Origin of the sequence: Shouchella hunanensis (assembly GCF_028735875.1) — a bacterium.
Lineage (GTDB): Bacteria > Bacillota > Bacilli > Bacillales > Bacillaceae_D > Shouchella > Shouchella hunanensis.
In genome coordinates, this window is sequence record NZ_CP117834.1 from 1,675,607 (window position 1) to 1,701,946 (window position 26,340).

At 36.6% G+C, this 26,340-nt stretch carries 28 protein-coding genes; 20 read left to right on the top strand and 8 right to left on the bottom strand.

The features are described 5' to 3' along the window. The first annotated feature begins 122 nt into the window (after positions 1 to 122). From PQ477_RS08575 to rpsI, 8 genes are all read left to right on the top strand, one after another. On the top strand, positions 123 to 1,067 hold the full coding sequence (locus PQ477_RS08575) for a DNA-directed RNA polymerase subunit alpha (RefSeq protein WP_038475820.1): 945 nt from the start codon (positions 123 to 125) through the stop codon (positions 1,065 to 1,067). 31 nt (positions 1,068 to 1,098) lie between these two features. Then, a complete protein-coding gene (gene rplQ / locus PQ477_RS08580; protein ID WP_035395688.1) occupies positions 1,099 to 1,461 on the top strand; it encodes a 50S ribosomal protein L17 in 363 nt (120 codons plus the stop codon). A gap of 96 nt (positions 1,462 to 1,557) precedes the next feature. Further along, positions 1,558 to 2,352, top strand: a complete 795-nt coding sequence (locus PQ477_RS08585) for an ATP-binding cassette domain-containing protein (RefSeq protein ID WP_274273350.1) — start codon at positions 1,558 to 1,560, stop codon at positions 2,350 to 2,352. Beyond that, positions 2,328 to 3,173, top strand: a complete 846-nt coding sequence (locus tag PQ477_RS08590; RefSeq protein ID WP_274273351.1) for an ATP-binding cassette domain-containing protein — start codon at positions 2,328 to 2,330, stop codon at positions 3,171 to 3,173. Before PQ477_RS08585 ends, PQ477_RS08590 begins: the two co-directional genes overlap by 25 nt. Further along, positions 3,166 to 3,960, top strand: a complete 795-nt coding sequence (locus PQ477_RS08595) for an energy-coupling factor transporter transmembrane component T family protein (RefSeq protein WP_274273352.1) — start codon at positions 3,166 to 3,168, stop codon at positions 3,958 to 3,960. Before PQ477_RS08590 ends, PQ477_RS08595 begins: the two co-directional genes overlap by 8 nt. 19 nt (positions 3,961 to 3,979) lie before the next feature. Further along, the gene (gene truA, locus PQ477_RS08600; RefSeq protein WP_274273353.1) at positions 3,980 to 4,732 is read left to right on the top strand and encodes a tRNA pseudouridine(38-40) synthase TruA; all 753 of its coding nucleotides are present in this window, start codon (positions 3,980 to 3,982) and stop codon (positions 4,730 to 4,732) included. Between the two features lie 215 nt (positions 4,733 to 4,947). Next, positions 4,948 to 5,385, top strand: coding sequence for a 50S ribosomal protein L13 (rplM, locus tag PQ477_RS08605; protein ID WP_035395693.1), 438 nt, complete (start codon positions 4,948 to 4,950; stop codon positions 5,383 to 5,385). Positions 5,386 to 5,405: 20 nt separating this feature from the next. Beyond that, complete coding sequence (gene rpsI, locus PQ477_RS08610; RefSeq protein WP_035395695.1) at positions 5,406 to 5,798, top strand: 30S ribosomal protein S9; 393 nt, start codon at positions 5,406 to 5,408, stop codon at positions 5,796 to 5,798. Positions 5,799 to 5,853: 55 nt separating this feature from the next. On the opposite strand, the gene PQ477_RS20860 is transcribed toward rpsI, so the two are convergent. The 7 genes from PQ477_RS20860 to PQ477_RS08640 all read right to left on the bottom strand — a co-directional run bounded on the left by PQ477_RS20860 (position 5,854) and on the right by PQ477_RS08640 (position 10,573). Then, positions 5,854 to 6,000 carry a hypothetical protein gene (locus PQ477_RS20860; RefSeq protein WP_349775504.1) on the bottom strand — a complete coding sequence of 49 codons (147 nt, stop codon included), beginning with the start codon at positions 5,998 to 6,000 and terminating at the stop codon, positions 5,854 to 5,856. Positions 6,001 to 6,500: 500 nt separating this feature from the next. Then, a complete protein-coding gene (locus PQ477_RS08615) occupies positions 6,501 to 6,893 on the bottom strand; it encodes an Arm DNA-binding domain-containing protein (protein WP_274273354.1) in 393 nt (130 codons plus the stop codon). 325 nt (positions 6,894 to 7,218) lie between these two features. Next, positions 7,219 to 7,410 (bottom strand): hypothetical protein, encoded by a 192-nt coding sequence (locus tag PQ477_RS08620; protein WP_274273355.1) that lies wholly within the window; start codon positions 7,408 to 7,410, stop codon positions 7,219 to 7,221. 107 nt (positions 7,411 to 7,517) lie between these two features. Continuing rightward, entirely contained in the window at positions 7,518 to 7,916 is a 399-nt protein-coding gene (locus PQ477_RS08625) for a hypothetical protein (RefSeq protein WP_274273356.1), read from the bottom strand. 177 nt (positions 7,917 to 8,093) lie between these two features. Beyond that, positions 8,094 to 8,585: a hypothetical protein gene (locus PQ477_RS08630; RefSeq protein ID WP_274273357.1), complete on the bottom strand. Its 492-nt coding sequence runs from the start codon at positions 8,583 to 8,585 to the stop codon at positions 8,094 to 8,096. A gap of 228 nt (positions 8,586 to 8,813) precedes the next feature. After that, complete coding sequence (locus tag PQ477_RS08635; RefSeq protein WP_274273358.1) at positions 8,814 to 9,686, bottom strand: FtsK/SpoIIIE domain-containing protein; 873 nt, start codon at positions 9,684 to 9,686, stop codon at positions 8,814 to 8,816. Positions 9,687 to 10,213: 527 nt separating this feature from the next. Continuing rightward, a complete protein-coding gene (locus tag PQ477_RS08640; RefSeq protein WP_274273359.1) occupies positions 10,214 to 10,573 on the bottom strand; it encodes a hypothetical protein in 360 nt (119 codons plus the stop codon). Between the two features lie 212 nt (positions 10,574 to 10,785). Here PQ477_RS08640 and PQ477_RS08645 point away from each other — a divergent pair, with 212 nt between their 5' ends. From PQ477_RS08645 to PQ477_RS08675, 7 genes are all read left to right on the top strand, one after another. Then, a complete protein-coding gene (locus tag PQ477_RS08645) occupies positions 10,786 to 11,475 on the top strand; it encodes a hypothetical protein (protein WP_274273360.1) in 690 nt (229 codons plus the stop codon). Positions 11,476 to 12,009: 534 nt separating this feature from the next. Then, positions 12,010 to 14,529 carry a sensor histidine kinase gene (locus tag PQ477_RS08650; protein ID WP_274273361.1) on the top strand — a complete coding sequence of 840 codons (2,520 nt, stop codon included), beginning with the start codon at positions 12,010 to 12,012 and terminating at the stop codon, positions 14,527 to 14,529. Then, positions 14,522 to 15,142 carry a hypothetical protein gene (locus PQ477_RS08655; protein WP_274273362.1) on the top strand — a complete coding sequence of 207 codons (621 nt, stop codon included), beginning with the start codon at positions 14,522 to 14,524 and terminating at the stop codon, positions 15,140 to 15,142. The genes PQ477_RS08650 and PQ477_RS08655 overlap by 8 nt, the downstream gene beginning before the upstream one ends. Further along, positions 15,139 to 15,768 (top strand): HNH endonuclease, encoded by a 630-nt coding sequence (locus PQ477_RS08660; protein WP_274273363.1) that lies wholly within the window; start codon positions 15,139 to 15,141, stop codon positions 15,766 to 15,768. The genes PQ477_RS08655 and PQ477_RS08660 overlap by 4 nt, the downstream gene beginning before the upstream one ends. Beyond that, complete coding sequence (locus PQ477_RS08665) at positions 15,768 to 17,357, top strand: class I SAM-dependent methyltransferase (RefSeq protein ID WP_274273364.1); 1,590 nt, start codon at positions 15,768 to 15,770, stop codon at positions 17,355 to 17,357. Before PQ477_RS08660 ends, PQ477_RS08665 begins: the two co-directional genes overlap by 1 nt. Before the next feature lie 1,092 nt (positions 17,358 to 18,449). Beyond that, positions 18,450 to 18,710 (top strand): hypothetical protein, encoded by a 261-nt coding sequence (locus tag PQ477_RS08670; protein ID WP_274273365.1) that lies wholly within the window; start codon positions 18,450 to 18,452, stop codon positions 18,708 to 18,710. Positions 18,711 to 19,143: 433 nt separating this feature from the next. Beyond that, positions 19,144 to 19,398, top strand: a complete 255-nt coding sequence (locus tag PQ477_RS08675) for a hypothetical protein (RefSeq protein ID WP_274273366.1) — start codon at positions 19,144 to 19,146, stop codon at positions 19,396 to 19,398. 87 nt (positions 19,399 to 19,485) lie between these two features. Here the strand turns inward: PQ477_RS08675 and PQ477_RS08680 are convergent, their stop codons facing one another. After that, complete coding sequence (locus PQ477_RS08680) at positions 19,486 to 19,653, bottom strand: hypothetical protein (protein WP_158318471.1); 168 nt, start codon at positions 19,651 to 19,653, stop codon at positions 19,486 to 19,488. Positions 19,654 to 20,277: 624 nt separating this feature from the next. On the opposite strand from PQ477_RS08680, the gene PQ477_RS08685 reads away from it, so the two are divergent. The 5 genes from PQ477_RS08685 to ptsG all read left to right on the top strand — a co-directional run bounded on the left by PQ477_RS08685 (position 20,278) and on the right by ptsG (position 26,324). Further along, on the top strand, positions 20,278 to 21,870 hold the full coding sequence (locus PQ477_RS08685) for a right-handed parallel beta-helix repeat-containing protein (protein WP_274273367.1): 1,593 nt from the start codon (positions 20,278 to 20,280) through the stop codon (positions 21,868 to 21,870). A 146-nt stretch (positions 21,871 to 22,016) separates the two neighbouring features. Beyond that, on the top strand, positions 22,017 to 22,448 hold the full coding sequence (locus tag PQ477_RS08690; RefSeq protein ID WP_060705957.1) for a DUF2521 family protein: 432 nt from the start codon (positions 22,017 to 22,019) through the stop codon (positions 22,446 to 22,448). A gap of 56 nt (positions 22,449 to 22,504) precedes the next feature. Continuing rightward, the gene (gene cwlD, locus PQ477_RS08695) at positions 22,505 to 23,233 is read left to right on the top strand and encodes an N-acetylmuramoyl-L-alanine amidase CwlD (protein WP_035395704.1); all 729 of its coding nucleotides are present in this window, start codon (positions 22,505 to 22,507) and stop codon (positions 23,231 to 23,233) included. A 66-nt stretch (positions 23,234 to 23,299) separates the two neighbouring features. Next, on the top strand, positions 23,300 to 24,139 hold the full coding sequence (gene glcT, locus PQ477_RS08700) for a glucose PTS transporter transcription antiterminator GlcT (RefSeq protein WP_144557473.1): 840 nt from the start codon (positions 23,300 to 23,302) through the stop codon (positions 24,137 to 24,139). 139 nt (positions 24,140 to 24,278) lie between these two features. Continuing rightward, positions 24,279 to 26,324 carry a glucose-specific PTS transporter subunit IIBC gene (ptsG, locus tag PQ477_RS08705; RefSeq protein WP_274273368.1) on the top strand — a complete coding sequence of 682 codons (2,046 nt, stop codon included), beginning with the start codon at positions 24,279 to 24,281 and terminating at the stop codon, positions 26,322 to 26,324. Positions 26,325 to 26,340: the final 16 nt, after the last annotated feature.

Below are 26,340 nucleotides of genomic sequence, written 5' to 3' on the forward strand. Positions count from 1 at the left end.
CGAGATCTATTAGACAATGAAGGTTAGACTAATAGGCATTGCTCATGGGAAGGCTTAGTGATTGTCCTTTGGGCAATCCTTGTGTTTGCCAGAGTTCGACGTTTTGAAGGAGGGTTTGTTTAATGATTGAAATTGAAAAGCCGAATATTGAGACGGTTGAAGTTAGCGAAGATGCAACATACGGCAAGTTTGTTGTTGAGCCCCTTGAACGTGGTTATGGAACAACACTAGGAAACTCCTTACGTCGCATTCTACTATCATCGCTTCCTGGTGCAGCAGTATCTTCAGTTCAAATTGATGGTGTTCTACACGAATTCTCTACTATTGAGGGTGTTGTGGAAGATGTAACAACAATCATTTTGCACCTAAAGAAACTAGCTTTAAAGATTTACTCGGACGATGAGAAAACACTAGAGATTGATGTTCAAGGCGAAGGCGATGTTACTGCTGGAGACTTAACACACGATAGTGATGTAGAAATTTTAAATCCTGAGCTTCATATCGCTACGCTTACAAAAGGAGCATCGTTCCGCATGCGCCTTCAGGCAAAACGCGGTCGGGGTTATATCCTTGCTGACGGGAATAAAAGCGACGACCAGCCAATTGGCGTTCTTCCGATTGACTCGATCTATACACCGGTAGCGCGTGTAAACTATCAAGTTGAGAATACACGTGTTGGGCAAGTCACAAACTATGATAAACTAACCCTTGATGTGTGGACCGATGGAAGCACTCGCCCTGAAGAAGCAGTATCTCTTGGAGCGAAAATCTTAACAGAGCATTTAAATATTTTCGTAGGCTTAACGGATCAAGCGCAAAACGCGGAAATCATGGTTGAAAAAGAAGAAGACCAAAAAGAAAAAGTCTTGGAAATGACAATTGAAGAGCTTGATCTTTCGGTTCGTTCTTACAACTGTTTAAAGCGCGCTGGTATCAACACGGTACAAGAGCTTACGCATAAAACAGAAGAAGACATGATGAAAGTTCGTAACCTTGGACGTAAGTCTTTAGAAGAAGTACAAGAGAAGCTAGGCGAGTTAGGTCTCGGGCTTCGTAACGAAGAATAATTGTTTTTTGGGTTAAAGGAGGGAATATAGCATGGCATACGCAAAACTTGGTCGTACAAGTTCACAACGTAAAGCGTTACTACGTGATTTAGTAACAGACTTAATTATTAATGAGCGCATTGAAACGACTGAAGCTAAAGCAAAGGAATTGCGTCCACTCGTTGAAAAAATGGTGACATTAGGTAAACGTGGAGATCTTCATTCTCGTCGTCAAGTCGCTTCTTTCGTACGTAAAGAAGTAGCAAACGAAGAAAATGGTCAAGACGCAATCCAAAAGCTTTTTGCTGAGATTGCGCCTCGCTTTGAAGAGCGTCAAGGTGGATATACACGCATTCTTAAAGTTGGTCCTCGTCGTGGAGACGGAGCACCAATGGCAATTATTGAGTTTGTTTAAGTAACTCATGTAAGCGGCGATTAAGGGCAGGAGATTATGGAAGCAAGAGCTTTCTTCACTCTATGCCCTTTTTTGTTTTAGGAAGGAAATGAGTCGATGCTGCAGCTGAACAACGTAAGTTATCAATTTAAAGAGAGTGATCCGGTTTTATTAAATGTGTCTTTCTCCATCACTAAAGGTGAGTATATTGCCATTATTGGGAGAAGTGGATCGGGAAAATCTACTCTTGGAAAGCTGATAAAAGGGTTAGTAAAACCTACGTCAGGTTCAATTACTTATCATCGAGAGAAACAAAACATCGGGTTCTTGTTTCAGAACCCAGATAACCAGATGGTACGAACGATCGTTGAAGATGACCTAGCTTTTGGTTTAGAGAATGCTGCAATGAACCCGTCTCTTATAGAAGAACGAATTGCATGTTATGCACAAAAGCTTGGTATTGATCACTTACGAAAGCGATCCATCAATGAGCTTTCTGGTGGTCAGAAGCAGCGTGTGGCGTTAGCGGGTTTACTTGTTCTTGAACCCGAACTCATTATCTTGGATGAAGCAACGTCTATGCTTGACCCTGAAGGACGACATGAGGTGCTGGAGCAATTAGCGTCTATGTATCAAGAGTCTAAAACACTTGTAACCATTACTCACGAATTAGAGGAAATGGCCAAGTGCACGCGTATTATTGGTTTGGCGAACGGTGAGATTGTTTTCGATGGGTCATTCTCGCAATTAATGCGTCAAGAGGGCGTGATGCAAGATTTAGGATGCGTAAAGCCCTTCCGCTATGAAGTCATCGCTATGTTAAAGGAACAGGGTATTGGTGTGGATGAAACAATCATTACTTCGGATGAGGAGTTATGTGAAGCGTTATGGACGTTTGCTTTAAAGGTGTAAGCTATCAATACGAGACAAACCAAGCAAAATCCTATAAGGCGTTGCAAGAGATTAGCTGTTCAATGCCAGACGGAAGTTTTACAGCGGTAATAGGTAAAACAGGTTCAGGAAAATCAACCCTTGTTCAGTTGCTAGCCGGGTTACTTGAACCAACTACAGGATCTGTTCTGGTAAAGGGTCACGCCTTGCATGAAGATCAGAGTCAGTTGCTACGTGCTCAAATTGGCTACGTGTTTCAATACCCTGAACATCAACTATTTGCCGAGACTGTGTATGAAGAGCTTGCCTTTGGTTTGAAGTTGGCAGGGGAGCATAAAGACCACATTGACCAGAGAATAGAAGACATCATGAAAGTAGTAGAGCTAGAGTCTGAGATTCTACAACGCTCCCCCTTTCACTTATCGGGGGGACAAATGAGACGAGTGGCCATTGCCGCTATTCTCATGATGAAGCCAAAGCTCTTGCTAATTGATGAACCGACAGCAGGACTTGATCCGCAATTAAAAGAAGGAATGATGAAGGTCTTTCAACGCTATAAAAAGCAAGAAAATGCGACCATTTGGATGGTCACTCATTCCATGAATGATGTCGCTCTCTATAGTGATCATTGTATTGCTCTTGAAGCAGGACGGCTTGTTCATGCCGGTAAAACACGTGATGTACTCCAGAGTGGCCATGTGCCATTGCCCCAGACGATGGCTTTTGCAAAAGCGCTTATGAAACATCAACATCGGCCACCTTTTCTAAAGAATACAGAAGAGCTTGTAGGGTGGATCACATCATCGTGGCTGAAAGAGAAGGAGAATGAACCGAATGGCTAGAAGATCTGTCGTCATTGGCGATTACATTGAAGGTCACTCATTTGTTCATACTCTAGATGCGAAAGTAAAGTTGATTAGTACGTTTTTGTTTGCAATCGTCTTTTTCTCTGTGTCATCAATCGGTTCGTTTAGTTTAAGCTCGATTCTTGTTTTACTTCTGCTGTTATGTAGCCGTTTGCCAATAAGAGCAGTTCTGCAATCATTGGCACCTGTTTTTATCTTTTTGTTCGTCTTTTCCCTTATTCAACTTATCGTTATTCAAGATGGAAAACCATTGTTTTCAATTGGGCCAATAACGATTTATGACGAAGGGATGACCATGGCATTTATTGTCTTCTGGCGAACCATTATGCTTTTTCTTATCGCTATTATAATGACAGCAACAACCAGTTCTTATCATATTACACAAGCAATTGAAACTCTATTAAGTCCACTGAATAAAGTGCGTTTTCCAGTTAGGGACGTGGCTACAATGGTTTCAATTGCATTACGATTTATTCCAATCTTACGGGATGAACTACTACTCATTCAACAAGCACAGCGAGCAAGAGGGTATGGTCGTTTTAAAAAATCATTAAAAAATCGTATAAAGCTTTTTATTCCATTATTCGTACCGTTATTTATTCGTGCGCTTAAACGAGCGGAAGAGTTAGGAGAAGCGATGGAAGCAAGAGGCTATCAAAGTCGGGGCACCTATACAACTTGGAAAAAGAAACAGTGGCAAAGGAACGATACCGTCGCGCTCTCTCTTAGTATTGTACTGGCATGCCTCATTTTATGGCTTTAAGCAAAAAAGGAGAGAAATCATGGCAAGGTATGCATGTAAGCTTGCGTACGACGGGACAGAATACAGTGGCTACCAAGTGCAGCCTCAAAAAAGAACCGTGCAAGCTGTTATTGAGCAAGCGTTAACGAACATTCATAAGGGGGAGCGCATTTCTGTAACGGCATCAGGAAGAACGGACGCAGGTGTACATGCAAAGGCGCAAGTCATTCATTTTGATTCCCCCCTCCAAATGGCTCCTTCTAATTGGGTACAAGCATTAAATGTGCATTTGCCAAACGATGTTGTTGTGGAAGAAGTGAGTGAAGTGGCTGAGAATTTTCATGCGCGATTTCATACAACAGGTAAAGAATACCGCTATTATATCCATCATGGCGAAGTGCCGAATGTGTTTCGCCGTCATTATGCCTTGCACATCAAACAATCATTAGATGTGCCTGCCATGCAGACGGCGGCCCAATATCTTCTTGGTACGCACGATTTTTCTGCATTTTGTGCATCCAATACAGCCGTTGTTGATAAAGTTCGGACGATAGCCAGTGTGTCGCTACACCCAAATGGCGGAGAATTAGAATTTACGATTGCTGGTAATGGATTTCTTTACAACATGGTGCGCATTATCGTTGGTACCCTCATTGAAGTCGGATCGGGTAAGCGAGATGCAAGGGAAATCGAATCCATTTTGGCAAGCAAAGATCGAACCCTTGCAGGAAAAACAGCACCGGCACAAGGCTTGTATTTATGGCATGTTGATTATGAAAACAATCCATTTTAAAAAGAGGAAACACCCGGATAAGTTTTTTTAAATTAAATTGACTTTATCGCTTAATTATTGTATGATGTTAGATGGTAATTCTAAAGACCCACTGCCCCGGGTTGCGGAATGAGATCACATATTACGCTTTGTGTTTCTTGAACAGCCAGCTTAAAAAACACAAGCACAAATAGAGCAAGACAAAACACTTTGTTTTATTATTAGGAGGTTTAATGATGCGTACAACATATATGGCAAAGCCAAACGAAGTTGAGCGTAAGTGGTACGTTGTCGACGCTGAAGGTCAAACGCTTGGTCGTCTTTCTTCAGAAGTTGCTTCAATCCTACGCGGAAAACACAAACCAACATTTACACCACATGTAGACACTGGTGATCATGTAATCATCTTGAATGCAAGCAAAATCCAATTAACGGGTAATAAGCTTCAAGATAAGATCTACTACCGTCATACAAACCACCCAGGTGGATTAAAGCAAACAGCTGCACACGAAATGCGTGCAAACAAGCCTGAGCGTATGCTTGAGCTAGCGATCAAAGGAATGCTTCCAAAGAATACTTTAGGTCGTAAGCAAGGTATGAAGCTTCACGTATATGCAGGTTCTGAACACAATCATCAAGCACAAAAACCAGAAGCGTACGAGCTTCGCGGTTAATCTTTAGGAGGTAATGGATTATGGCTCAAGTACAATACTACGGCACAGGTCGTCGTAAGCATTCTGTAGCACGTGTTCGTCTCGTTCCTGGTGACGGAACAATCGTTGTAAACGGTCGTTCACTTGACGAATATTTCGGTCTTGACACATTAAAGCTTATCGTAAAACAACCACTTGTTGAAACAGGTGTTACTGGTCAATACAATGTCCATGTAAATGTACAAGGAGGCGGCTTTACAGGTCAAGCTGGTGCGATCCGTCATGGCGTAGCACGTGCGCTACTTCAAGTAGATCCTGATAACCGTCCATCGTTAAAAGCTGCTGGCTTCTTAACGCGTGATGCACGTATGAAAGAACGTAAGAAATACGGTCTTAAAGCAGCACGTCGTGCGCCTCAGTTCTCAAAACGTTAATCAATTTTTTATCGTATCAACGTTTACAAAGGTTTTTGGTTCAAGTTGGTGCAAATCAGCTTGAACTTAATAAAGAACTTAACAGATTTAAAGCACCGGCATCTTGCTGGTGCTTTTTTTCTGGCATTAATTCCAAATAATAATTTTGTGTGGTTTGAATATTTATGTGTCCTAACCGTTTGGAAACATAAGCAATATCTATATCTTGAGCAAATAAAAATGATGCATGCGTATCTCTTAAACCGTGAAATGTTGTCTTCTTGCCTTAATAATTCTGCTAATTGTTCGGACTGCTTAAAACCCCAAAAACAAAGATATAGCCATTCTCTTTAACAGAAATCCTACGAATAAGCTCATATACCTCTTTGTTTATAGAAACATCTCGTTTTGCATTGTGTGTCTTTATTGAAGTGTCGTCAGAAGTAGGGCTGATTGAATGCCTAACTTTTATGCCATATTCATATAAACTTTCTGGGCGTATTGCTAGCAGTTCTCCACGTCGCATCCCTGTTTCTAATGCAAGTAATACTAGTAAGTTAAATTCGTCTACTGGATGCTTTAAAACGTAATTACGTAGCTTTTTAAAATCTGTAATAGATAAGGCTTTATTTCGCTTAGGTGGGTTTTCTCCCCGAGTTTTTACTAAACAGGCAAAATCGTTTGTTATATAACCACGAGCATATGCATCCCTTAAGAATGTTTTTATTTTAAGAAGTACCTCATGTGTTGTTTTTCGAGAATGTGTTTCGCATATTCATCAATTTTCTTTTGGACAACGATATCATTCAAATCCTTTAATTGGATATCCTGAAATAAGTTTTTAATAATACCTAAAGTACGAACATAATTTTGAAATGTCGTCTCTTTCACATTATTAATCTTTACAAGATAAATCCAATTCTCAAAGAACTCTGCAAACGGCGTTGTTCTGTGAGCAAGATCTTTACCATCTCCTTTAGCTAACTCCATTTCTAAAGCCCAAAGTTTTGCCTCTCTCTTTGTTGAGAAAGACTTAGAAAGCTTTTTATGCTCTCCTTTTTTATATATAGATACTTGGGCTCTGTATGATTTTCCTCTTTTTATAATACTAGCCATACTATCAATTCCCTTCAAAAATAGTTGATAGATGCTAGTTGAATACAACTTTATTGTATTTCTAAACTAGCATCTTATCAACTGTCGACATTTTAAACGGAGTGTTTTTCGATAAAGTGTACTAAAGATTTCATGGTGTATCGTTCGTGATTACCAATCATGAAACGCTCTAGCTCATCATGTGGTCGGATATATTTATCAAAAGACTTTGGGTCTATACCTAAAAAATGTGATGCTTGTTCTCTTGTTAGTAGATATGGAGAGTCTTTTGTAGCCATGCTAATGCTCATGTAGCATCATCTACTTATGTCGTGAATTATTTCAATTACTTATTTAATTCCTTTAGTGCTTGTTCAGCGTTGTATTTGATATGTCCTAATATATCTTCAGGTGTATACATGCCGTTTTGGTAATCAGAATGGTTATCCTTTTTATTGATTACTCCTTTGCCATTTTGAAGAAAATCTATGATTCTGATGATGTGCTCGATGTGTTCCCTTGAGTTAGTATTACTCATTTTACATCTTCCTCTCCCAAGGCTTACCTTCTAATTGGTAAAGTGCCTTATACTTATTTAACCAAGAAATATGGTCGTTATTAGGTTCGAAATCCTCATAATACTGTTTATACAAATAATCCATTAAATCTTCTTAAATCTTGTGCTGTGTTATCGCCCCATATTTGTTGAACCTTCCACAATGTCGTAAGAAGACCAGACCCTTTTATTAAATGGTCTATTGATTGCTCTAATAAATTATTTCGTGGAGAAGGAGACTCAAAATGAAAATCCTTTTTTTCTAGCAAATCAAGCATCAATCTAGTTATCTTATGAGGTCGATTAGAATTAGCATAAAAGAACATATAACGGTCTATTAGAGAACTAACAATTACATTTTTAAGCTGTTCATCTGTGCTACAATCTTTGATTGCATTTGTTAGTTGGTGGGCGTACTCACCTGTAAATTCTGCTTCAACACGTGTCCAATCATCTACCTCTTTAGCAATATGGCGCATGAACTTCATGAAAGTTGTTCCGCCTTTTTGTCATAAATCCTTAAATGAACTTTTGTGTTTCTACTTCTTGCTCCAATATATAAAGTTTGCGCTTGAAAATCTTTCGATACATCAGATACCTTTGAAGTGTTCTTCTTATATGGTTTTTCCTTATTTTCTTAAATGACTTTTTGTAAATAGCTTTTATTAGTATTTGCCATAGCGCAATTCTGTTCTCCCTTCTTCAATAGAGTGTTTCAATTTAGCGATGTCTATATTCTCATTGAAAAAGTCAACACACATATCGATTCGTGATAGTCTGAATGTATAATCATCTGAATCAATTATTTTAAAAAAGTTGTGTAAATGAATAGGTTCATTGAATTTTTCTTCATATCTTTTTCGGTATTCATGCCAAGCGTATGCACTGAATTTGACAATCACACCCATTTTTGAAAATACTTCGTGATATGCGATACAAAAATAAAAAGATGCATTGTTGAATGAATATCCTACTGTATAGCCTTCTGGTAATTTAACATCTGCTTCATCGAAATTGTTGAATAGTTTATGCATCTTAGATTTCACCAAGAATGTACTTATTAAATTTTTTGCTAGCCAGTCACGCCATTCATCAAAGTCAAATACGCCTGTTGTTTGCAATACGAGTGTGAACTGGTCAATATCTGGTTTAATCATGTTCTATTCACTCCTTTTTGTTACGAAAACTTTCGGGAAAGTTTTTTAGGGTGTAAAGTCCATTTGAACAGGATTTGGTGTGGTTTTGGCTCCGCACTGGAGCTGTGGTTATTACCAGAACCACAGCTCTCCTAAAGGCGTAAAGCACGGAGCGGAACCTTCCCCGCCTGAACGGCGGGTCCCCTTCCGCTCTCTGTGCCGTCTCTCCTTATGGAAAAGCTAGGTGCTTTAGTTCAAAAAGCTGCAGTAAGGCACTATCAACAACCGTGGCTTGTCTGCACTTGCTAGCCCTGGATAGCTGTAAATCCCTTGACCAGCAGTAAACTGAACTGGCGGTATATCCACACCAGAAGAAAACAGAGTTCTATAGGTTTGCTCATCACTATCACCTAAAGCAATCTTCAAAACGAGCTGTTCTCTAATAGCTGTTGGCATCGTCTGTGCGTTCATTTGTTGCGTAGCGACCCACAAAATACACCCTAGTTGACGCCCCATGAAAGCAACGTCAGATAGTACGCTTTCGACTTCATCACGTTCCTTTTTCGCTAAAGTCTTCCATGACTCTCTTAATGCTCCGAATTCATCTATAAGCAGAATTAAAGCTGGTAAACCAGCATCCCTATACGTTTTGTTACGATTTGATATGAAATAGTCTTGTAATTCATTTTGTCGTTTTTTCATACGCTCATGAAATTGTTTAATCAATTCAATCGCATTTGTTTTGTCGGCAGTTCTCTCATCAGCAACGGTACGTTTAGCCATTTGGTAAACGTCTGTGCACTTTGGATCAATTATGAATAGCTCATGACTGACCTTTTTCGATAATACTTGTTCAACTAGCATTTGAATAAAAAACGATTTACCACTACCTGTTTGCCCGACTAATCCCATATGATGAAACGGTATAGTTGCACGTTCATCTAAACGTAGGGCATAATCGTCTGTTTTCTTGTTTGACCACTTAATCATGTCACTTGCTGATTTAATCTCAAGTTGTTTTTGTGAATCTACATCATAGAACTCATAGATGTACCAATTACGGTCTTTAGACAAATATTGACGTTCACTTACATATCCTTCTAACGCTGAATCAATCCTCATGTCTTCTAATTTTTTGACGAATTTAATTGAGTTTTGAATAAATACCTTTCCTGATTCTCTTGCTCGATTATCATCAAATTCAACTTTTATTATCGGTAATCTAACTAAACGATTATGAAACTCACGTTCATCCTCGAACCTAGCATCTTTAACATGTCATCTAATTCGTTTTACCATCAAATAATAATGCACGGAAAAAAATAGACCAAACCACAATTTGTTTCGAAATAACCAACAAACGAACAAACCAACTGCGATTAGACCAACTGGAACTAAGAAGATATTTGACTCAATATGTGGGAGCTGTATTATCGTTATTTGTTCAACAATCAATGGATATAGTTTATAAAAAAAAACCATAAAATGAGAAAAAATCCACTGAATAAAAAGGAAATAAAACCACGTTGCATCCGATACGTTTTCTTCACATATTCCACGTCCTAATATTGTGATTCCCCCCCTTATCAGGGGCGGTCACGCGCATTAAAGTGGTAATGATAGAAAAGGAATTAATTGTCCCTCGTTCTTTATTTTGGTTGAATAATTTCCACATCATCTGCTTTGACAGAAAGTTCACTCATGAATGTACCAAAGACGGAAGCAGTCGGATTAACAAACGTTATTTTGCTAAACTTTTTGTATTCTTTTGGTAGTTGAGGAACCTTAACTACAACCTGTTCTCCTGCATTAAGATCAGGTACTACTTCTTCCCCTGTGTATTCTGTTCGATCAGTTGCAATTACCGTTTTATACTTAGTGCCTACAACTTTAGGATTCTTTCCGTCCGCATCGAATTCTTTCCAGTCCTCGTGTGACATCACTCGTACATCCTTGTCCTTGAAGAAGCCTACTGCGTCAAAAACGTTAAATTGGCGTAATTTCTTCATATGAAAAATTCATCCTTTCTCTGATAAAATCAACTGGGATTAAACAGTGAACTGGTTTGTCCCTTGATTAAAGAATAGCATGTTTATAACTTATATTGTCTATTTTAATAGGTTTTTGGGGTGTTTTTTGCTGTTATTCAAATACAGAGATTCTCTGTTAAAATTTTAGTTTATGTTATAATGAGAGAAACGATGACGAGGTGAGCAAACTTATGAGCAATCAAGATAAAGTCGAGATTCACGAAATTCTTGACATGTTTAATGAAGCAGTAGGTTACGAGGGTTTGGATAATACAGGTAAAATAACAAAAAATAGGGATGATGTTATTACACGGTATGTATTTTATAACTGGGTTGATGAATACAACAAAACACATACAAGACCATTTAAAAGTCAGAAAGTTGATCAACGCACTAACGTATGGTTTAGAAGTGATATTGAAAAGCTGATTAAAACTCCAAAAGTACAAGAAAAACTAGAAAGGGCATATTTAAAAGAGACTACAGATTTATATGGTGAAAATGGATTGTATGGATTACCTAATAGAAGAGTATCAAAGAAGTATAAAGAAAAAATGGACGAAAGAAACAACGAAGGGTTTGTTCAAGCGATTAAGAGCAGAATGGAACAATTGATAGATGAAATCATAGAGCATCATTTCTCTTTATTCTTTAATGGAAATAAAATAAGTAGTAAGAACTATATAAACAAAAATGAAATTATAAAGGATTTTATTGATATGATAAAAGTTGAAGAAGAAGCTTTTAAACTTGAAGATAATTTTTATGGAATTCCCGAGTATGATCGTGTTGGAAATATTATAGCTGTACATCACAAAGGTCAAAGGGAAACAACAGAATACTTTTTGAGAAATAGTAAAAAAACCAAAATGAGTAATTAAATATCAAGATTTACGTGGTTCGTGTACTAAGATTGTTTTTCCTTTTCAGCTCCCCTAATTATAATTCTCTAACTTGTCTGTAGACCAGAGACGAATTATCGAGTATGCAAAGGGTCTTCGTTCATCGGATGTTATGAGTTAGACAAGTAGGATAAGGGTGCGTAAGAAAGCAATTAAAGCACCCTAATTTATGGGCTTTTCCAACACATATACGAATCACTTGATAGCTTTGCCACTTACGCCACTTGATCATGCTTCAGCGAGGATTATAGTCTCTAATGCTCCGTCTGTTGGGCGTTTAGCAGAATGTAAAAGTACTTTAATCTCAACATTTGGATCAAGTTCTTCCCAGTTTGTTTGGGCTTGTCGTACATCTAATCTTTTATAATGAGTAACTGTATAATTTATTCCCTATTTAATTAAAGTAGTCTTAAAATAACAAAATCTAAGACATTTAATGATAACAAAATTAAATTTGATATGATAAAATTGGAAGAAATAAGTATTGTTAAATAGTTAAAGGAGCCACTTACAGTGAAAAAAATTCCATTTAGAGTATCTGCCAGAACTGCTCGACTAATTGGTAGAGAGAATGTAACTAATGCAGATGGAGCCATCATTGAATTAGTTAAAAATTGCTATGATGCTGATAGTAATATGGCATTTGTAATTTTAGATACAAAGTATAGTGGTGTACCAGATAAAATGACTATGGATGACTTAGATTTATTTAAAGATGACGAAGAAGTTTTAGATTTAGTCAATTCTTTATATACTACAGCAAATTTACTTGAGCTTAGAATAAAAGATTCTTACCCTGTTGATAAGTTCAATAAGCTCAGTGAGTTACTTCAAAGGTTTAATTCTATGTATATTATAGACAATGGTTCTGGTATGACAGATGATATTATTGAATCTTATTGGATGACTATAGGTACAAACAATAAAGAAAATAATATATATAGTAAAGGTGGTAGAGTTGTTACAGGTGCTAAAGGCATAGGTCGATTTGCACTTGATAGATTAGGAAGTATCTCACAGTTGTTAACACTTCCATCAGAGAAAGATATTGGATATAATTGGAAGGTTAATTGGGAAGACTTTGAAAATGAAGAGGTCTTAAATGACGTAAACGCTGAACTGAGTGAACTAATTAACCCAAATCTTTATAAAGAGTTAGTTAAACTATTAGGAAATAAACATACTTCTTTAGTTGAAGAACTTAAAGGCAACTTATTCAATGGTACTATAATAAAAATAAGTTCCTTAAGGGATAAATGGGATAAACGAATGATAAATAATTTATACAAAAATCTTGAGACCTTAATCCCTCCGAGTGAACAAAAAGTCTTTAATATCTTTCTATATGATACTAATAATCCTGAACTTTATGGAAAAGTAGAAAATAATATAAATGACGATTTTGATTACAAAGTAACCGCTTCATTAAATGAGCAACAGGAAGTAAAAATAAGAATTTATAGAAATGAGTTTAATGCAGAACTTTTCCCTGAGGAATTTTTCACGTCAAATATAGGAAAAAACTTTACTCAAATAGATTTTGAAAAGGGTTATGTTGAAGATACGTATAGTCTACTTCAACTTATTCCAGGCTATAAAGGACTAAAATTTACAGATGTTGGAAACTTTGAATTTGCGCTTTATTTCATGAAAAAAGCATATCAAAGAAATGATAAAAAAATGTACTTTTATAAAGATTTCAATTCTGCTTTAAGAAATGAATGGTTGGATAAATTTAATGGTATAAAGCTATTTAGAGATATGTTTCGTATTAGACCCTATGGAGAAATCGGTAGTACCTCTTTTGATTGGTTAAATCTTGGCGAAAGAGCGGAAAAAAGTCCTGCTGCTCCCTCTCATAAATCTGGGCGTTGGAGAGTCAGACCGTATCAAATTTCAGGATCTATTAATATTTCTAGGTTAACAAACATAAATTTCGAAGATAAATCTAGTCGAGAAGGACTTCAAGAGAACGAGGCTTTTGGTTTTTTCAAGACAGTTATTATTGGTATAATAAATGTCTTTGAAAGAGATCGTCAAACAATAATGAGAGAACTGCGACGATTATATGAAAGGCATAATGAGAGAGAACAAAATAACAAGAAAGCAAAGAAACTTGCACAGGATATATTAAATAAAGACAAAAAAGACTACACAAATATAGACTATGAAAAGTTTAAGGATTCTCCTGATTTCCAAACAAGATTCCTTGCCCAAAGAGTTTTGGATTTCGATAAAGAAAAGGAAGAACTTACATCTGAAATAAAAATGTTACGGGCTCTTGCAAGTACTGGTTTAGCTATTACCTCATTTGGTCATGAGTTAAAAAATATTAGTGCAAATATTGAACCAAGAACTGGAGAGTTAATTGAAGTTCTAGAAGAACTTATACCACCTAACACCCTAAATAAGCATGATGATGATAATCCGTATTTCTTAATAGAAGAGTTCAGAGAACAAGATAGACGTCTGAAAAATTGGCTCGATTTTTCCTTAGATGCTATTAGAAAAGATAAAAGACGAAGGCATAAAGTTGACCTATATGATATATTCAAGAATTTTCACAGAGTATGGAAAAAATCATTATCTTATTCACATGCCCAACTAACAGTACCTGAAAGTTCTAAAGAAAGATTTAAAATGAGATTATTTCCCATTGATATAGATAGTATATTTAATAATCTTATTGCCAATTCTTTCGATGCTTTTCAAAGATCTGATGCTACTGGAGAAAGAAAAATAAATATAAGTTTCTATGAGGAAAATAAAAAAGCAATCATAATTTATGAAGACTCAGGTCCTGGTTTATCAAAAGATATAAAGAATGCAAATGATATTTTCGAATCTTTTTTCACTACTAAAAGAGATGGTCTTGGTAGAGAAATTGGCACTGGGTTAGGAATGTGGATTATAAAATCTACAGTTGAAGAATACCAAGGAGATGTAGATATACTCAAAAAAGATACAGGATTTGGTCTGAGAATTACTTTACCACTTAAGAAAAATGAAGGAGTAATCTATATTAATGAGTAAATTTAATATTGGAATTTTAGATGACGAAAAGCCAAATATACGCAGAATTAAAAGGCAGGGCAGAGATCAATCTTTTAACTTTGTGGAAGTATCATTAAAAAATGATGTTGAAGAAATGGCTGAAGAAATTATATCTCAAAAACTAAATGGTATCTTAGTAGACTATCAATTAAAAATAACTAGGCCGGAGATTACTTATACTGGGGTAGATCTAGTTATAAAGTTAGATGAGTATGTTGAGAATTATCCTTCGTTTATTTTAACGGCATTTTCGGATACAGCAGAAAATGAACTTATAGATGTAAATAAAATTTATGAAAAAGAAGCTTATTTTAATGATCCTTCTTTACTTAATAGAAGAATTCAGCGCCAAGTTGAAAATTATCGTAAAGCTATTGATAAATCAGAGGAAGAAGTATTAAGATTAAGAAAAAAAGATAATCTAACCTTAAAGGAAGAAGAGCGATTAGTTGAATTAGATACTTTTATTGAGAAGCACCTAAGCAAGAAAGACTCGCTCGCCAAAAGTATAAAATCTTCCTCATATAATAAAAAACTAGACTCTTTACTAGAGAAAACAGAACGGCTATTAGGAGAAATCGAGAAACTATGAATGTAAAACATCCCTTTAGGAGTAAATCTCCTCTACTAAATTGTGATAAGACTTATAAGAATTACAGAAGTTTTAAAAGCTATTTGATAAAGGATTTCAATAATAGATGTGGCTATTGTGACGCATTTGATGGATGGAGTGGTGGCCCAAGAGTTTATCATATTGATCACTTTGCACCTAAGTCAAGATTTCCACATATGGAAAATGAATATGAAAACTTAGTATATGCTTGCCCATTTTGTAACTTAGCCAAAGGTGATGACTGGCTTTCGGATAGTGAAAATATAAGTTTTGTAGCCGATAAAGGTTATCTTAACCCGGTATCAGATGACTATAATGACTATTTTTTTAGAGATGCATACGGCAATATACATTCAAATACTGAAACTGTTCAAGCTTTCTATATGCATAAGAAACTCAAGCTTTATCTTGAGCGACACCGAATTATGTGGAACCTGACAAGAATATGGAAGAACAAAATAAAAATTCGAGAAGCTCTTGAGAAATGTAAAGGGGCTGAGAGATATAACGAATTGTTGATGCATTATGCAGAACTAAGTATCGAGTTTGATGAATTCTTGGAATATATTATTGGTGATATTCGGGAGCCAGAGGAAGCAATTTAATGAATAGTAATAAAATTAATGGCTCTTATTATACTCCTAATTATTTAGCAGAATTTATTATCAAAGAAGTTATTGATATAAATGCAGAAAAGGATAAAGAACTAAAAGTTCTAGAACCAAGTAGTGGAGATGGCATCTTCATAAATAGTCTTTTAAAAAATGCTGGTAACTCAAATTATATATTTGATATCGTAGAAAGAGAACCTGATGAATTAAACAAAGTGAGAAATCAATTTAAGGGTGGTGATTCACATCACTTTGCTTACTATCATCCAATAGACTTTCTCAAGTTTCAAGCCGAAAGAAGTTTTGATCTAATTATTGGAAACCCTCCTTATATAGGTAGAAAACACCTATCTAAGGAGCAAATAGAAAGTAGTCAGAAGATATTTTCTGACAATCTTCTTGATCCAAATAACTTTAAAAATATTTGGATGGCCTTTTTATTAAAATCGTACAATCTATTAAATGTAGATGGAACTATATGCTTTATATTACCCGCGGAATTCTTACAAGTTAACTATACAAATGAGATTAGAAATTTCTTAATACAAAATTTTGAAGAAATCAGAATTTATTTATTCAATGAACTAATATTTCATGATATTGAGCAAGATGTAATTATCCTTCACCTTGCTAAGAAAGGCAAAGCACAAGGTATTAAGTATCTAGAAGTCTCTACACTTAATGATAGAGTTATATCTGTTAAGAATATGGGGAAAATCTCTCACGTTAATAATGATAAATGGTCTAACTATCTCTTAGATCATCAAGAGTATGATTTTATAAAAAGTATAAATGAAAATTTTTATAAAGTTAATGAACTCTGTAATGCAACAGCAGGGATAGTAACAGCAGCAAATGACTTTTTTATTTTAAACAGTAGTAGTGTTAGAAATATGCAATTAGATAATTATGTGCATCCTATAATTAAAAAAAGTTCTAACCTATCTTCAGGATTAGTAGTTAATGAAGATAATCTTAAAATGCTAAATGACGAAGATATTCCAAACCAACTATTAGTACTTAATGAAGATATCCAGAACTATCCTGAATTTGTCACAAAATATCTTGATCAAGGAATTACACAAAACATTCACGAACGCTATAAATGTAGGAAAAGAAATAGATGGTATGAAGTTCCAATGCTTAGTGCCGCTGAGGCTATTTTCTTTAAGAGATCTGGAAAATTCCCTAAATTAGTAGTGAATGACGCTAAAATACTTAATACAGACACTGGATATAGAATATTGATGAAGGATGGATATGATGTTAAAAGTTTTGTATATAGCTTTTACAACTCGTTTACTCTTTTAATGAGTGAAATTTGTGGTCGTTTTTATGGAGGTGGTGTTCTAGAGCTAACTCCAAATGAATTTAAAAGATTACCTATCCCTTACATACAAATTTCAAGTTATCAATTCGATAAGCTAGATGAACTTTTTAAGAATCAGACACCTATTGAAGAAATATTGGAGTACACCGATAAAAAGATTCTAATAGAAACATTTAAATTAGACGAAAAAGAAGTTGAACGTATTAGGAAAATCAAAACAAAGCTAATGAAACGAAGATTGAAACTTAATTAGTTTCTTTCTTTTGTATGATCTATTGCAGTTAATAGATCATATAAATTCTTTAGTCTTAAATTACAATTCCAATATTTTTTATACAATTTCTCATATTTTAACCCATTCCGTTCATGGTCCACACTATCCAAATATGCAGAATTAGACAGATATATATCATTCAATAACTTTATTGCAGTCTCAATAGACATATAATTCTCCTTTTTAATTAGTGTATAAAATAAATGAGAAAATATACTTATCAAATTAATTATTTCTATGTATATATACTTTTTGAATGTCCTTTTTAACCCCAACCAAACTACTAGCACAGTCTTTTTCAATATTTGTTGGAAGGTGCTGTGTTAGTCATTAGAATAAATTTTTTTCCGTTTGTATGTAACTGTTCACCATTCCAGTGACGACTACTTCACCACTTTATATGTTATTTATGTTCAATAAATTATCGAATGTGTTGATTTCTTTAAGGTTGAATCGTAAATATCGCTAATATTTTTGGGTATTCCCATGGTAAGAAAATTCCCATATTGGTACTAATTCTGAGCAAAATACATTATTGAAGGTAATATAACAGATATGGACTAAAAATAAATAGAATGATTAATATTGTATTCAACTAACACCCATTATTTTGGTCCAAATTGGTTCAAGTGCTATCATTTTAAATGCCCTTTTATACAATTCTATCCAATTATAATTTCAGCGATTGTTGATATAAAAGGATCTTTAAGGACTGGTTACCCTTAGAATTAGGATGTCCAGTTCTCAAAACGTTAATACAACGGTTTTTACAGCCTTCAAGCGTCCATTGCTTGGAGGTTGTTTTTTATCTTCAAAAACTTCCTTTGCTAACATGTAGAGTATAGACGAAAAAGTTATGGCAATAACGAGGGGGAAGCGTGTATAGAGCAAAGCAAGGTAGTATTTCTAGATACATATGATTTGGCCTCAGCACATAAAATAGTTGTCTATGTTCTTGAGTCAGGTACGAACTTTTTTGTTTAAATCAGAGACAATAAAGGGCTTAATATAGCACCAATCCACGGGAATCAGAGATTCAATGCATCTTTCTAACAAGTGAGGTAAGGTGACTTGAAAAAATTTTTAAGAAAGCTATTAAAAGTTTTGTTTTGGACTGTAATATTTACTATAGTTCCTATGTATGTAGTGTTTTTAGCGGCTGACATTTATGATGTCTATGTTCTTACTAAACAAGGTGGAAATGCATTATTTTGGACTTATGTATTCGGCACCATGGGATTAATGGTTACTATTCCTTTGGCGACATTATCCTATTTGTTAGTTGTGTTTTTTGAATGGAAAGATGGAGACAATAAAAAGAAAAGTTATTGATTTACAGTATAGTTCAGGTGTCATTTCTTTTTGTAAAAGAAGATGAGAATTATGCAATAATATTTTAGAGCATGATGGTCATTCGCATGAAGAGGTACATTTTGTTAATGGTATTGATAGTCGTCGGAAGAGCGAATTTCAGAATCACTAGCGCGGCAGACGACGTTTAAATTACTGGTAATGAATTTCAAGTAATTAAACCAGAATTGGTTTCCGTTCGATTAGTTAGTGAAAATGAATATACCAAGATAGAAGAATTGCTGTATTATTTGCCTGATGTTAATCGTTATTTTCAATGTGAATCGTACTGAGGGGATTTATGGGAACTTTGGATTTCGTTTACTAGTATATTAATAGAATTCAAAGCGTGTATGATTTTAATAGTAGTATGCGCTTTTTATATGATAAGATTTTCGCAAGAGGTGGGGGAGAAATGAAGATTGTAGCGCGAAGGATCTGGCCGTTATTTGCATTACTGGCTCTAGCAGCAGTGGTTATGCGTTTCTTAACAGAATCCATTTGGCTAGACATCCTGTTTAATTTTTCAATTGGAATAATGTTAGCTTTTGTAGCGATTGACATGTTATATGAAGAGCGAAAGAATAGACGATGGCAGATTGTGATAATCGGATTTTGTGTGTTGTTGTTTCTTGTTGAAGGAATAGTGAATGTAATATCAGTTTTTTAAAGGTCTGCTTAAAAGCAGGTCTTTTTTACATTCTTAGTCTTACAGCTTAGATAGAGGGCATAAAAAAATAAGCAGGCAGAAGCCTACTTATAGATCTTCTATTCTCCAAACATCATTATCCAAAAGAATTAAATCTAAATTTAACTTTTTAGCTTCTATTTCCGCGGAAGCTAAATTAGCAAACGTCTTGTCCTTATAGTGTAAATCCTTTGAGGTTTCAGCAATCCCGTCAACGTACCGTACTACTCTGTACATGGGGCACTCTCCTTTGACAGCCAATATGTAAGCTGTAAAGCAATTGTCTCATAGGGAAACGAATAATGATAGAGGTATAACCAATTCACATACCCTTACAACTTTGTGGGTAAACATTTATTTCATTAGACAGCGTAAAATGCGTGTTTGCCCAAATGATCTACAAGACAGAGGACAGGACAGAAATGTTTTATACGTAGTGTATGAAATGAATCATAGTGGCGTTAATCTAACTGGTCTTGAGGTAATGGATGCATGTCGTAACCCATACGGCGGTGTGTCTTCGTAAGAATTGGAGTTAAGCGTCATTTGATTAAATCTGTATCAACCTTTTGGCTTTTCTAGGTATGCTTTTGCTTCTATTCCAGCATTAATTCTTGCTTTAATCTATCGTAGGCTTGAGAGAGGATCGGTAAACAACCTATGATGATAATGAAAGTAGTTCCTTTGCATAGCTGTAAAAAAGCATAAACTATACATGGTATCTCGGTTCTCACTCGCTAATAGCGCCAAACGAAACGCTCAAACCTCTGTTTGGGCGTTTCTTTTTGTATGTTTGATTTCCCTGCCTGATGTTCTCTTTGAAAAGTGATCACATTAAATAAAAGAGAAGAGGGAGCCGAAATGAAACAGTCAGTAACAGTGAAAGATTATGGAGCGGTAGGAAATCAAACGAATGATACAAAGGCATTTCAGAAAATATTTGCAGAAGAAAGAGAGATCTATGTACCGAGAGGAATATATCATATTGATGAGACCATTAGGGTGTATGAAAATACGTCAGTCGTCATGGAAAATGGTGCTGTCATTCGTTGGAAAGGTCGTGCCAATCGCTGTGTTTTTTTAAACGGGGAGTATGGGAATACGGAGATTTCTGGATATAGTGGGGATGGGAACATCTATTTTCAAGGAGGAACCATTGACTTAGGAGAAATTCCTTCTGGTGCGACGGGATATGGACCCATTGCTTGTGGGTGGGCTCATGCGGAAAACATTCACATGGAAAATGTAACGTTTACGGGTGGGTACAATAATCACTTTGTCGATATGACAGCCGTTAGGCGATCGAGCTACATCAATTGTGTCTTTAAAGATATGACCATTACAGGTGGCAATGTGTATGAAGCACTACAGATTGACATGTCAACAAATTCCGCCTTTCCACATTTCGGGGCGACAGATAATAAACCGAGTTATGACTGTGTCGTCGATCGGTGTACCTTCCGTAACGTTGCCATTGGTGTAGGTAGTCACGCATCTAGAGTGGTAAACGGAAAACAAATTATGTATAACGCGATTCGTATAACGAACTGTGCATTTTATAATATGAACGATCACGGTATTCGGCTAGACAGTTATGAAGGAGCGTACGTTGAAGGGAATTATATTGATGCCACTGGTCAACATGGTATCTATGTTATTGGGGGTAAAGGGAACTACATTGGCGCCAATTATATAAAAGATATAAAAGAACACGGTATTTGTCTTGTTGATAAAGGTATTAGTGGAACGAGCTATCCTGCTGCTACATCCATCGTACATGGATCGCGTATAGTTAATTGTGGGCGATCAGCTGTACGCATTGTAAGGGGAAAAGAAATTGATGTGACAAATGTAAAAGCAATTGATAGTAGAGAAGACGGCTTAAGTGCTACGGATAGTGAGATGATTCGCTTTATAAACTGTGATGTCAAACGTGCTTCTTCGTCAGGCAATGGTCGTTTTAACGGCGTAAGGTTGAGTGGTGTGTCAAGTGGTCAACTATCTGGTTTAGATGTTTCGAATAAAGGTCATTCCACGAATTATGCAAACGGCATACAGGTCACGAACACAAGTCACCATATTAATACGTTTGAAAACAGAGTGGATAAGGGATCAAGCGGCAGGGTAAACATTGCCATCGGTAATGGGAATCGTGTCGATGGTGAAACCTATTTAACAGAGCTACTAAATGTTAGTGGAGTCGGTCAAACGATTCGTTTAAACGACGATATTAATAACTATACGTCCATTATTGTTGGATCAGGGATCGTCAGTCGTAAAGAAACAACCCATTCTATAGCAAGAGGGTTTTACCATAATGGGTTCCGTAGAGGAGATGATGTGATCAATGTCGCAACGGCAAATGGCAGAATCATTATGGATGTGATCTCACCCACTGAATTAAGAATTGTTCGAGCAGATCATCCTGTAAGGGTCATTATAGGAAAACGATAACAGTCTTTTCTAGTGTGTACAAATTGTTTTTATTTATTGCAAGAAAGGACAGAAATCATTAACAATACATGAAGGAATTGCTGTGCTAACTTATGTATGGGTCAGCTCCCCGAGCTCATACTAGTTGAAAAAAGGGGAAATGGAACATGAGTGAGGTTGTTTCAATAGCCGATAAACGGCGGGAGAAGAAATGGGATTTTGAAAGAAAGATGTTACGTAAAATTGATATCCGTAAAATGGAGAAAAATATACAAGAATGGATCAAGCCAATCATGCCCTTTCATTTGCAGGCGTATCCCTTCTTAATTGATCAATGCATGGATGTGGTCATAGATGCGTTTTTACTTGGAACTGAGTACGGTAAATACGGATTTAAAGGAGAGCCTCTGCACCAGTCGAAAGGGAGATGTTTTGATGTGTTAGCACATCTGTCTCACGACTTGGCTGCTACCTTGTCAGGATGGGGCAATAAAGGAATTGACGAATCCACTGTCCTAGCAACAGACATGCTTATTGGCTCTTGGTGGGAAAAAGGGTTTAACGAATCTTATAAGGCACATAAAATGCGTTTAGTGTAATCATTCATATCTTCTTCTTGTCCACGTATATATAAAGTGAGACAGGGGGAGACGGGATGAAACGATATCAGATCATTTTAATTACAACGGGATTGATGATGGCCATTATTCTTTTATGGGCGCGTTTTGACGCAGGTACAGAGGATTCAACTACGTGGCACTTGCCGCTATCTGGAAAAGTAATTGTGCTAGACCCTGGTCATGGAGGGATGGATGGTGGCGCCAGTTCTAAAGAAGGTGTCTTGGAGAAAGAAGTTACCCTTGAAGTGTCAATAAAGCTTCGTGATTATTTACAAGAAGCTGGTGCACTCGTATTAATGACACGTGAAGAGGATGTAGATTTAGCAAGTGAAGGAACAAAAAAGATTAAACACCGGAAAACCGAAGATTTAAAAAAGCGAGTGGAGATTGTGAACGAAAGTGATGCAGACTTTTTTATTTCCGTTCATATGAATGCCATTCCATCTCCTAAATGGCGTGGTGCGCAAACCTTTTATCACTTGAAAAATAAACAAAATGAGGATTTAGCTGTTTTTATACAAGAAGAAATGAAACGGAACCTTGAGAATACGAATCGCTATGCAAAACCAATTCATCATGTTTATTTATTAAAACAAGCGACGATTCCTGGTGCGCTTATTGAAGCAGGCTTTTTATCAAATCCTGAAGAAGCGTTATTACTTGAGACAGATGACTATCAGGAGAAAATGGCCGCTTCGATTTATGAGGGAATTCTTCGCTTTGCATCAGGTGAAAAAGCACCAGATGCAAATCCCTATGAATAAATGGATTCTTTGTTTGACGGTAGGCGCTTCCCTCAAGTAGGATAAGAGGTGGAGTGATGATATGTAATGGAAGCTTATCGTGTAAAAAAGGTGTTAAATAATAATGTTCTTATAGCAATTATAGATGATGAAGAAGTCATACTAATTGGAAAAGGCATCGGCTTTAATAGAAAAAAGGATAGCGCCGTTCCAAGTACGGAAGCGGAAAAAGTATTTGTTCTTAAAAATGAAAAAGAACAAAGAAGCTATTTGACTCTTTTGCCGAATGTGGAAAAGCCTTTACTCGATGTAACAATAGAAGCGATTGAACTAATTTCAAAACGTTTAGGGGCTCCTTTAAACGAGCATATTCATGTTGGTCTAATGGATCACCTTTCATTTGCACAATCCAGAACGGCGGCTGGGCTGCACATTAGCAACCCTTTTTTAACAGAAACAAGATTGCTTTATCCAAATGAGTATGCAATTGCAGTGGAAGTACTTCATTTAATCGAGGAACGGTTACATATGAAGATGCAACCGGAAGAAGCTGGATTTATTGCCCTGCATATCCATAGCGCTGTTAAAAATAAAGATCTTGGAACGGTAAACGCTCATTCGCAGCTTGTTTCAAAACTGCTGGGCATTATAGAAGAACAACTCGATATTGTGTTAGATAAAGAAAGCATTGATTATATGCGGCTTGTTCGCCATCTTCGGTTTACGATTGAACGGGTAGAAAATAACGAAGAAGTGGAAGAGGCAAAAGCAATTGATACCCTCTTGAAACAAGAGTATCCGCTATGCTATAATCTCTCTTGGAAGCTCATCAAAATCATGCAGCATTCCTTAGGGAAGCCTGTTTTTGATGCAGAAGCGGTTTATTTAACAATGCACTTACAACGAGTTCAACATAAATATAAATAGTCGTGTGACTGATTCGATCAGGCATGAGGTAAATGTGTACTGTCCATACTAGGGATAGTCTATTTTTCCTCATGCCTTTTTTGTTTGCTCACATAAAACCGTTTTCTTTTGCTTCACTACAATGAAAGTTGGGAGAGTCATGTTCAAAAAACTTTTTGGGAACCTGCAAAAAATCGGGAAAGCTTTAATGTTGCCAGTGGCCATGCTACCAGTAGCCGGTCTTTTACTTGGAATAGGCGTTGCCTTGCAGATGGAAGAGACATTATCGTACTTACCATTTTTAGATGCAGGTTGGATTCAACATACTGCAGGAGTAATGGAAGCAGCCGGTGGAATTATTTTCGATAACCTTGCATTAATCTTTGCGGTTGGGGTCGCGATTGGCTTAGCTGGTGATGGTGCAGCAGCACTTGCAGCGCTAGTCGGTTACCTTGTCATGAATACAGTAATGGGAGAGTGGCTAGGCGTTACATCTGAGATGGTGGCAGATGATCCTGGTCTTGCACACGTATTAGGAATCCCTACCCTACAGACAGGTGTGTTTGGAGGGATCTTAGTCGGGATTATTGCTGCCATTTGTTACAACCGTTTTCATGATATTGAGATGCCGGCATTTCTTGGATTCTTCGCCGGTAAGCGTTTTGTGCCGATTGTAACAGCTGCTATGACATTTATTGTAGCCTTGCTGTTATTAATTGTTTGGCCGCCAATCCAGACGGGTTTAAATGAAGTATCGGTTTTCTTACTAGAAACAGGGCAATACTTTGCTGTCTTTTTCTTTGGCTTTATTAAACGTCTACTTATTCCGTTTGGTTTGCACCATATTTTCCATGCACCGTTTTGGTTTGAATTTGGCCAATATACCAATGCGGCAGGAGAGATTGTTCGAGGCGATCAGCTCATTTTCTTTGCGCAGCTTCGTGATGGCGTAGACATTACAGCGGGTCAATTTATGGTTGGGGAATTCCCAATTATGATGTTCGGTTTACCTGCAGCGGCATTAGCCATGTACCATGCAGCGAAACCGGAGAAAAAGAAAGTTGTTGCCGGATTAATGGTATCTGCAGCACTGACCTCTTTTTTAACAGGAATTACAGAACCACTTGAATTTATGTTCCTTTTTGTAGCGCCTGTATTATTTGTCATTCATGCATTATTGGATGGTATTTCGTTTGTTATTATGACGTACTTTAGCGTAAATGTTGGTTTTACGTTCTCTGGAGGGGCTATTGACTTCTTCTTATTTGGGATATTGCCAAATCAAGACGGTTGGTGGATAACCATTATTGTTGGTCTCATTTTTGCCGTTATTTACTACACTGTATTCCGCTTTGCTATTGTAAAGTTCAATTTAAAAACACCAGGACGTGAAGTGGAAGAAGCAACAAATGAAAAAGCAAAAGATAAAGGTGCTTTAGCTGGTCACATTTTAACAGCAATGGGTGGAAAAGAGAATATTGCTCATTTAGATGCCTGTATTACACGATTACGTGTGTCTGTTAACGACATTAAAGCAGTCGATAAGAAAGAACTAAAAAACCTTGGTGCCGCAGGTGTACTTGAAGTAGGAGATAACATTCAAGCCATCTTTGGACCACGCTCTGAGACGATTAAAGGACAAATGCAAGACATTATGGCTGGTAAAACGCCTCGAACGGTTGAAAGAAAGCCTGATGATGAAGTGAACAAGCAAGTAGAAAAGGCTCAGCCAGAAGCGTTACAACAAGAGCAAGAATCAACCATGGCTTCACCAATGACAGGAAAACTACTTCCGATTAGTGAAGTGCCAGACCAAGTGTTTGCTGAGAAAATGATGGGCGATGGCTTCGCGATTGAACCAACGGACGGAACGGTGGTCTCCCCAGTAGAAGGAAAAATTACAACGGTCTTTCCTACAAAACATGCGATTGGGATTACCTCTGTAACCGGTCGAGAAGTGTTGATCCACATTGGAATTGATACTGTGAAGTTAGGTGGAGAAGGCTTTACGGTTTACGTTGAAGAAGGACAATCCGTTCATATTGGAGATAAGCTAGTTGAATTTGATGTAGCCTATATCTCAAAAAACGCAAGATCTACTGTTACACCAATTGTTTTCACTAACTTAGCAGAAGGTGAAACGGTTCAAGTAAGAACAGGATCAGTAAAAGCTGGCGACGAGAATAAGATACAAATAAATAAGTAAAACAAGTGGAACTAGA

What these genes read in the sequence shown, in the direction of transcription:
- PQ477_RS08575 (WP_038475820.1), top strand. Translation starts at nt 123, where the DNA reads ATGATTGAAATTGAAAAGCCGAATATTGAGACGGTTGAAGTTAGCGAA.
- rplQ (WP_035395688.1), top strand. Translation starts at nt 1,099, where the DNA reads ATGGCATACGCAAAACTTGGTCGTACAAGTTCACAACGTAAAGCGTTA.
- PQ477_RS08585 (WP_274273350.1), top strand. Translation starts at nt 1,558, where the DNA reads ATGCTGCAGCTGAACAACGTAAGTTATCAATTTAAAGAGAGTGATCCG.
- PQ477_RS08590 (WP_274273351.1), top strand. Translation starts at nt 2,328, where the DNA reads ATGGACGTTTGCTTTAAAGGTGTAAGCTATCAATACGAGACAAACCAA.
- PQ477_RS08595 (WP_274273352.1), top strand. Translation starts at nt 3,166, where the DNA reads ATGGCTAGAAGATCTGTCGTCATTGGCGATTACATTGAAGGTCACTCA.
- truA (WP_274273353.1), top strand. Translation starts at nt 3,980, where the DNA reads ATGGCAAGGTATGCATGTAAGCTTGCGTACGACGGGACAGAATACAGT.
- rplM (WP_035395693.1), top strand. Translation starts at nt 4,948, where the DNA reads ATGCGTACAACATATATGGCAAAGCCAAACGAAGTTGAGCGTAAGTGG.
- rpsI (WP_035395695.1), top strand. Translation starts at nt 5,406, where the DNA reads ATGGCTCAAGTACAATACTACGGCACAGGTCGTCGTAAGCATTCTGTA.
- PQ477_RS08615 (WP_274273354.1), bottom strand. Translation starts at nt 6,893, where the DNA reads ATGGCTAGTATTATAAAAAGAGGAAAATCATACAGAGCCCAAGTATCT.
- PQ477_RS08620 (WP_274273355.1), bottom strand. Translation starts at nt 7,410, where the DNA reads ATGAGTAATACTAACTCAAGGGAACACATCGAGCACATCATCAGAATC.
- PQ477_RS08625 (WP_274273356.1), bottom strand. Translation starts at nt 7,916, where the DNA reads ATGAAGTTCATGCGCCATATTGCTAAAGAGGTAGATGATTGGACACGT.
- PQ477_RS08630 (WP_274273357.1), bottom strand. Translation starts at nt 8,585, where the DNA reads ATGATTAAACCAGATATTGACCAGTTCACACTCGTATTGCAAACAACA.
- PQ477_RS08635 (WP_274273358.1), bottom strand. Translation starts at nt 9,686, where the DNA reads ATGAGGATTGATTCAGCGTTAGAAGGATATGTAAGTGAACGTCAATAT.
- PQ477_RS08640 (WP_274273359.1), bottom strand. Translation starts at nt 10,573, where the DNA reads ATGAAGAAATTACGCCAATTTAACGTTTTTGACGCAGTAGGCTTCTTC.
- PQ477_RS08645 (WP_274273360.1), top strand. Translation starts at nt 10,786, where the DNA reads ATGAGCAATCAAGATAAAGTCGAGATTCACGAAATTCTTGACATGTTT.
- PQ477_RS08655 (WP_274273362.1), top strand. Translation starts at nt 14,522, where the DNA reads ATGAGTAAATTTAATATTGGAATTTTAGATGACGAAAAGCCAAATATA.
- PQ477_RS08660 (WP_274273363.1), top strand. Translation starts at nt 15,139, where the DNA reads ATGAATGTAAAACATCCCTTTAGGAGTAAATCTCCTCTACTAAATTGT.
- PQ477_RS08665 (WP_274273364.1), top strand. Translation starts at nt 15,768, where the DNA reads ATGAATAGTAATAAAATTAATGGCTCTTATTATACTCCTAATTATTTA.
- PQ477_RS08675 (WP_274273366.1), top strand. Translation starts at nt 19,144, where the DNA reads ATGAAGATTGTAGCGCGAAGGATCTGGCCGTTATTTGCATTACTGGCT.
- PQ477_RS08680 (WP_158318471.1), bottom strand. Translation starts at nt 19,653, where the DNA reads ATGTACAGAGTAGTACGGTACGTTGACGGGATTGCTGAAACCTCAAAG.
- PQ477_RS08685 (WP_274273367.1), top strand. Translation starts at nt 20,278, where the DNA reads ATGAAACAGTCAGTAACAGTGAAAGATTATGGAGCGGTAGGAAATCAA.
- PQ477_RS08690 (WP_060705957.1), top strand. Translation starts at nt 22,017, where the DNA reads ATGAGTGAGGTTGTTTCAATAGCCGATAAACGGCGGGAGAAGAAATGG.
- cwlD (WP_035395704.1), top strand. Translation starts at nt 22,505, where the DNA reads ATGAAACGATATCAGATCATTTTAATTACAACGGGATTGATGATGGCC.
- glcT (WP_144557473.1), top strand. Translation starts at nt 23,300, where the DNA reads ATGGAAGCTTATCGTGTAAAAAAGGTGTTAAATAATAATGTTCTTATA.
- ptsG (WP_274273368.1), top strand. Translation starts at nt 24,279, where the DNA reads ATGTTCAAAAAACTTTTTGGGAACCTGCAAAAAATCGGGAAAGCTTTA.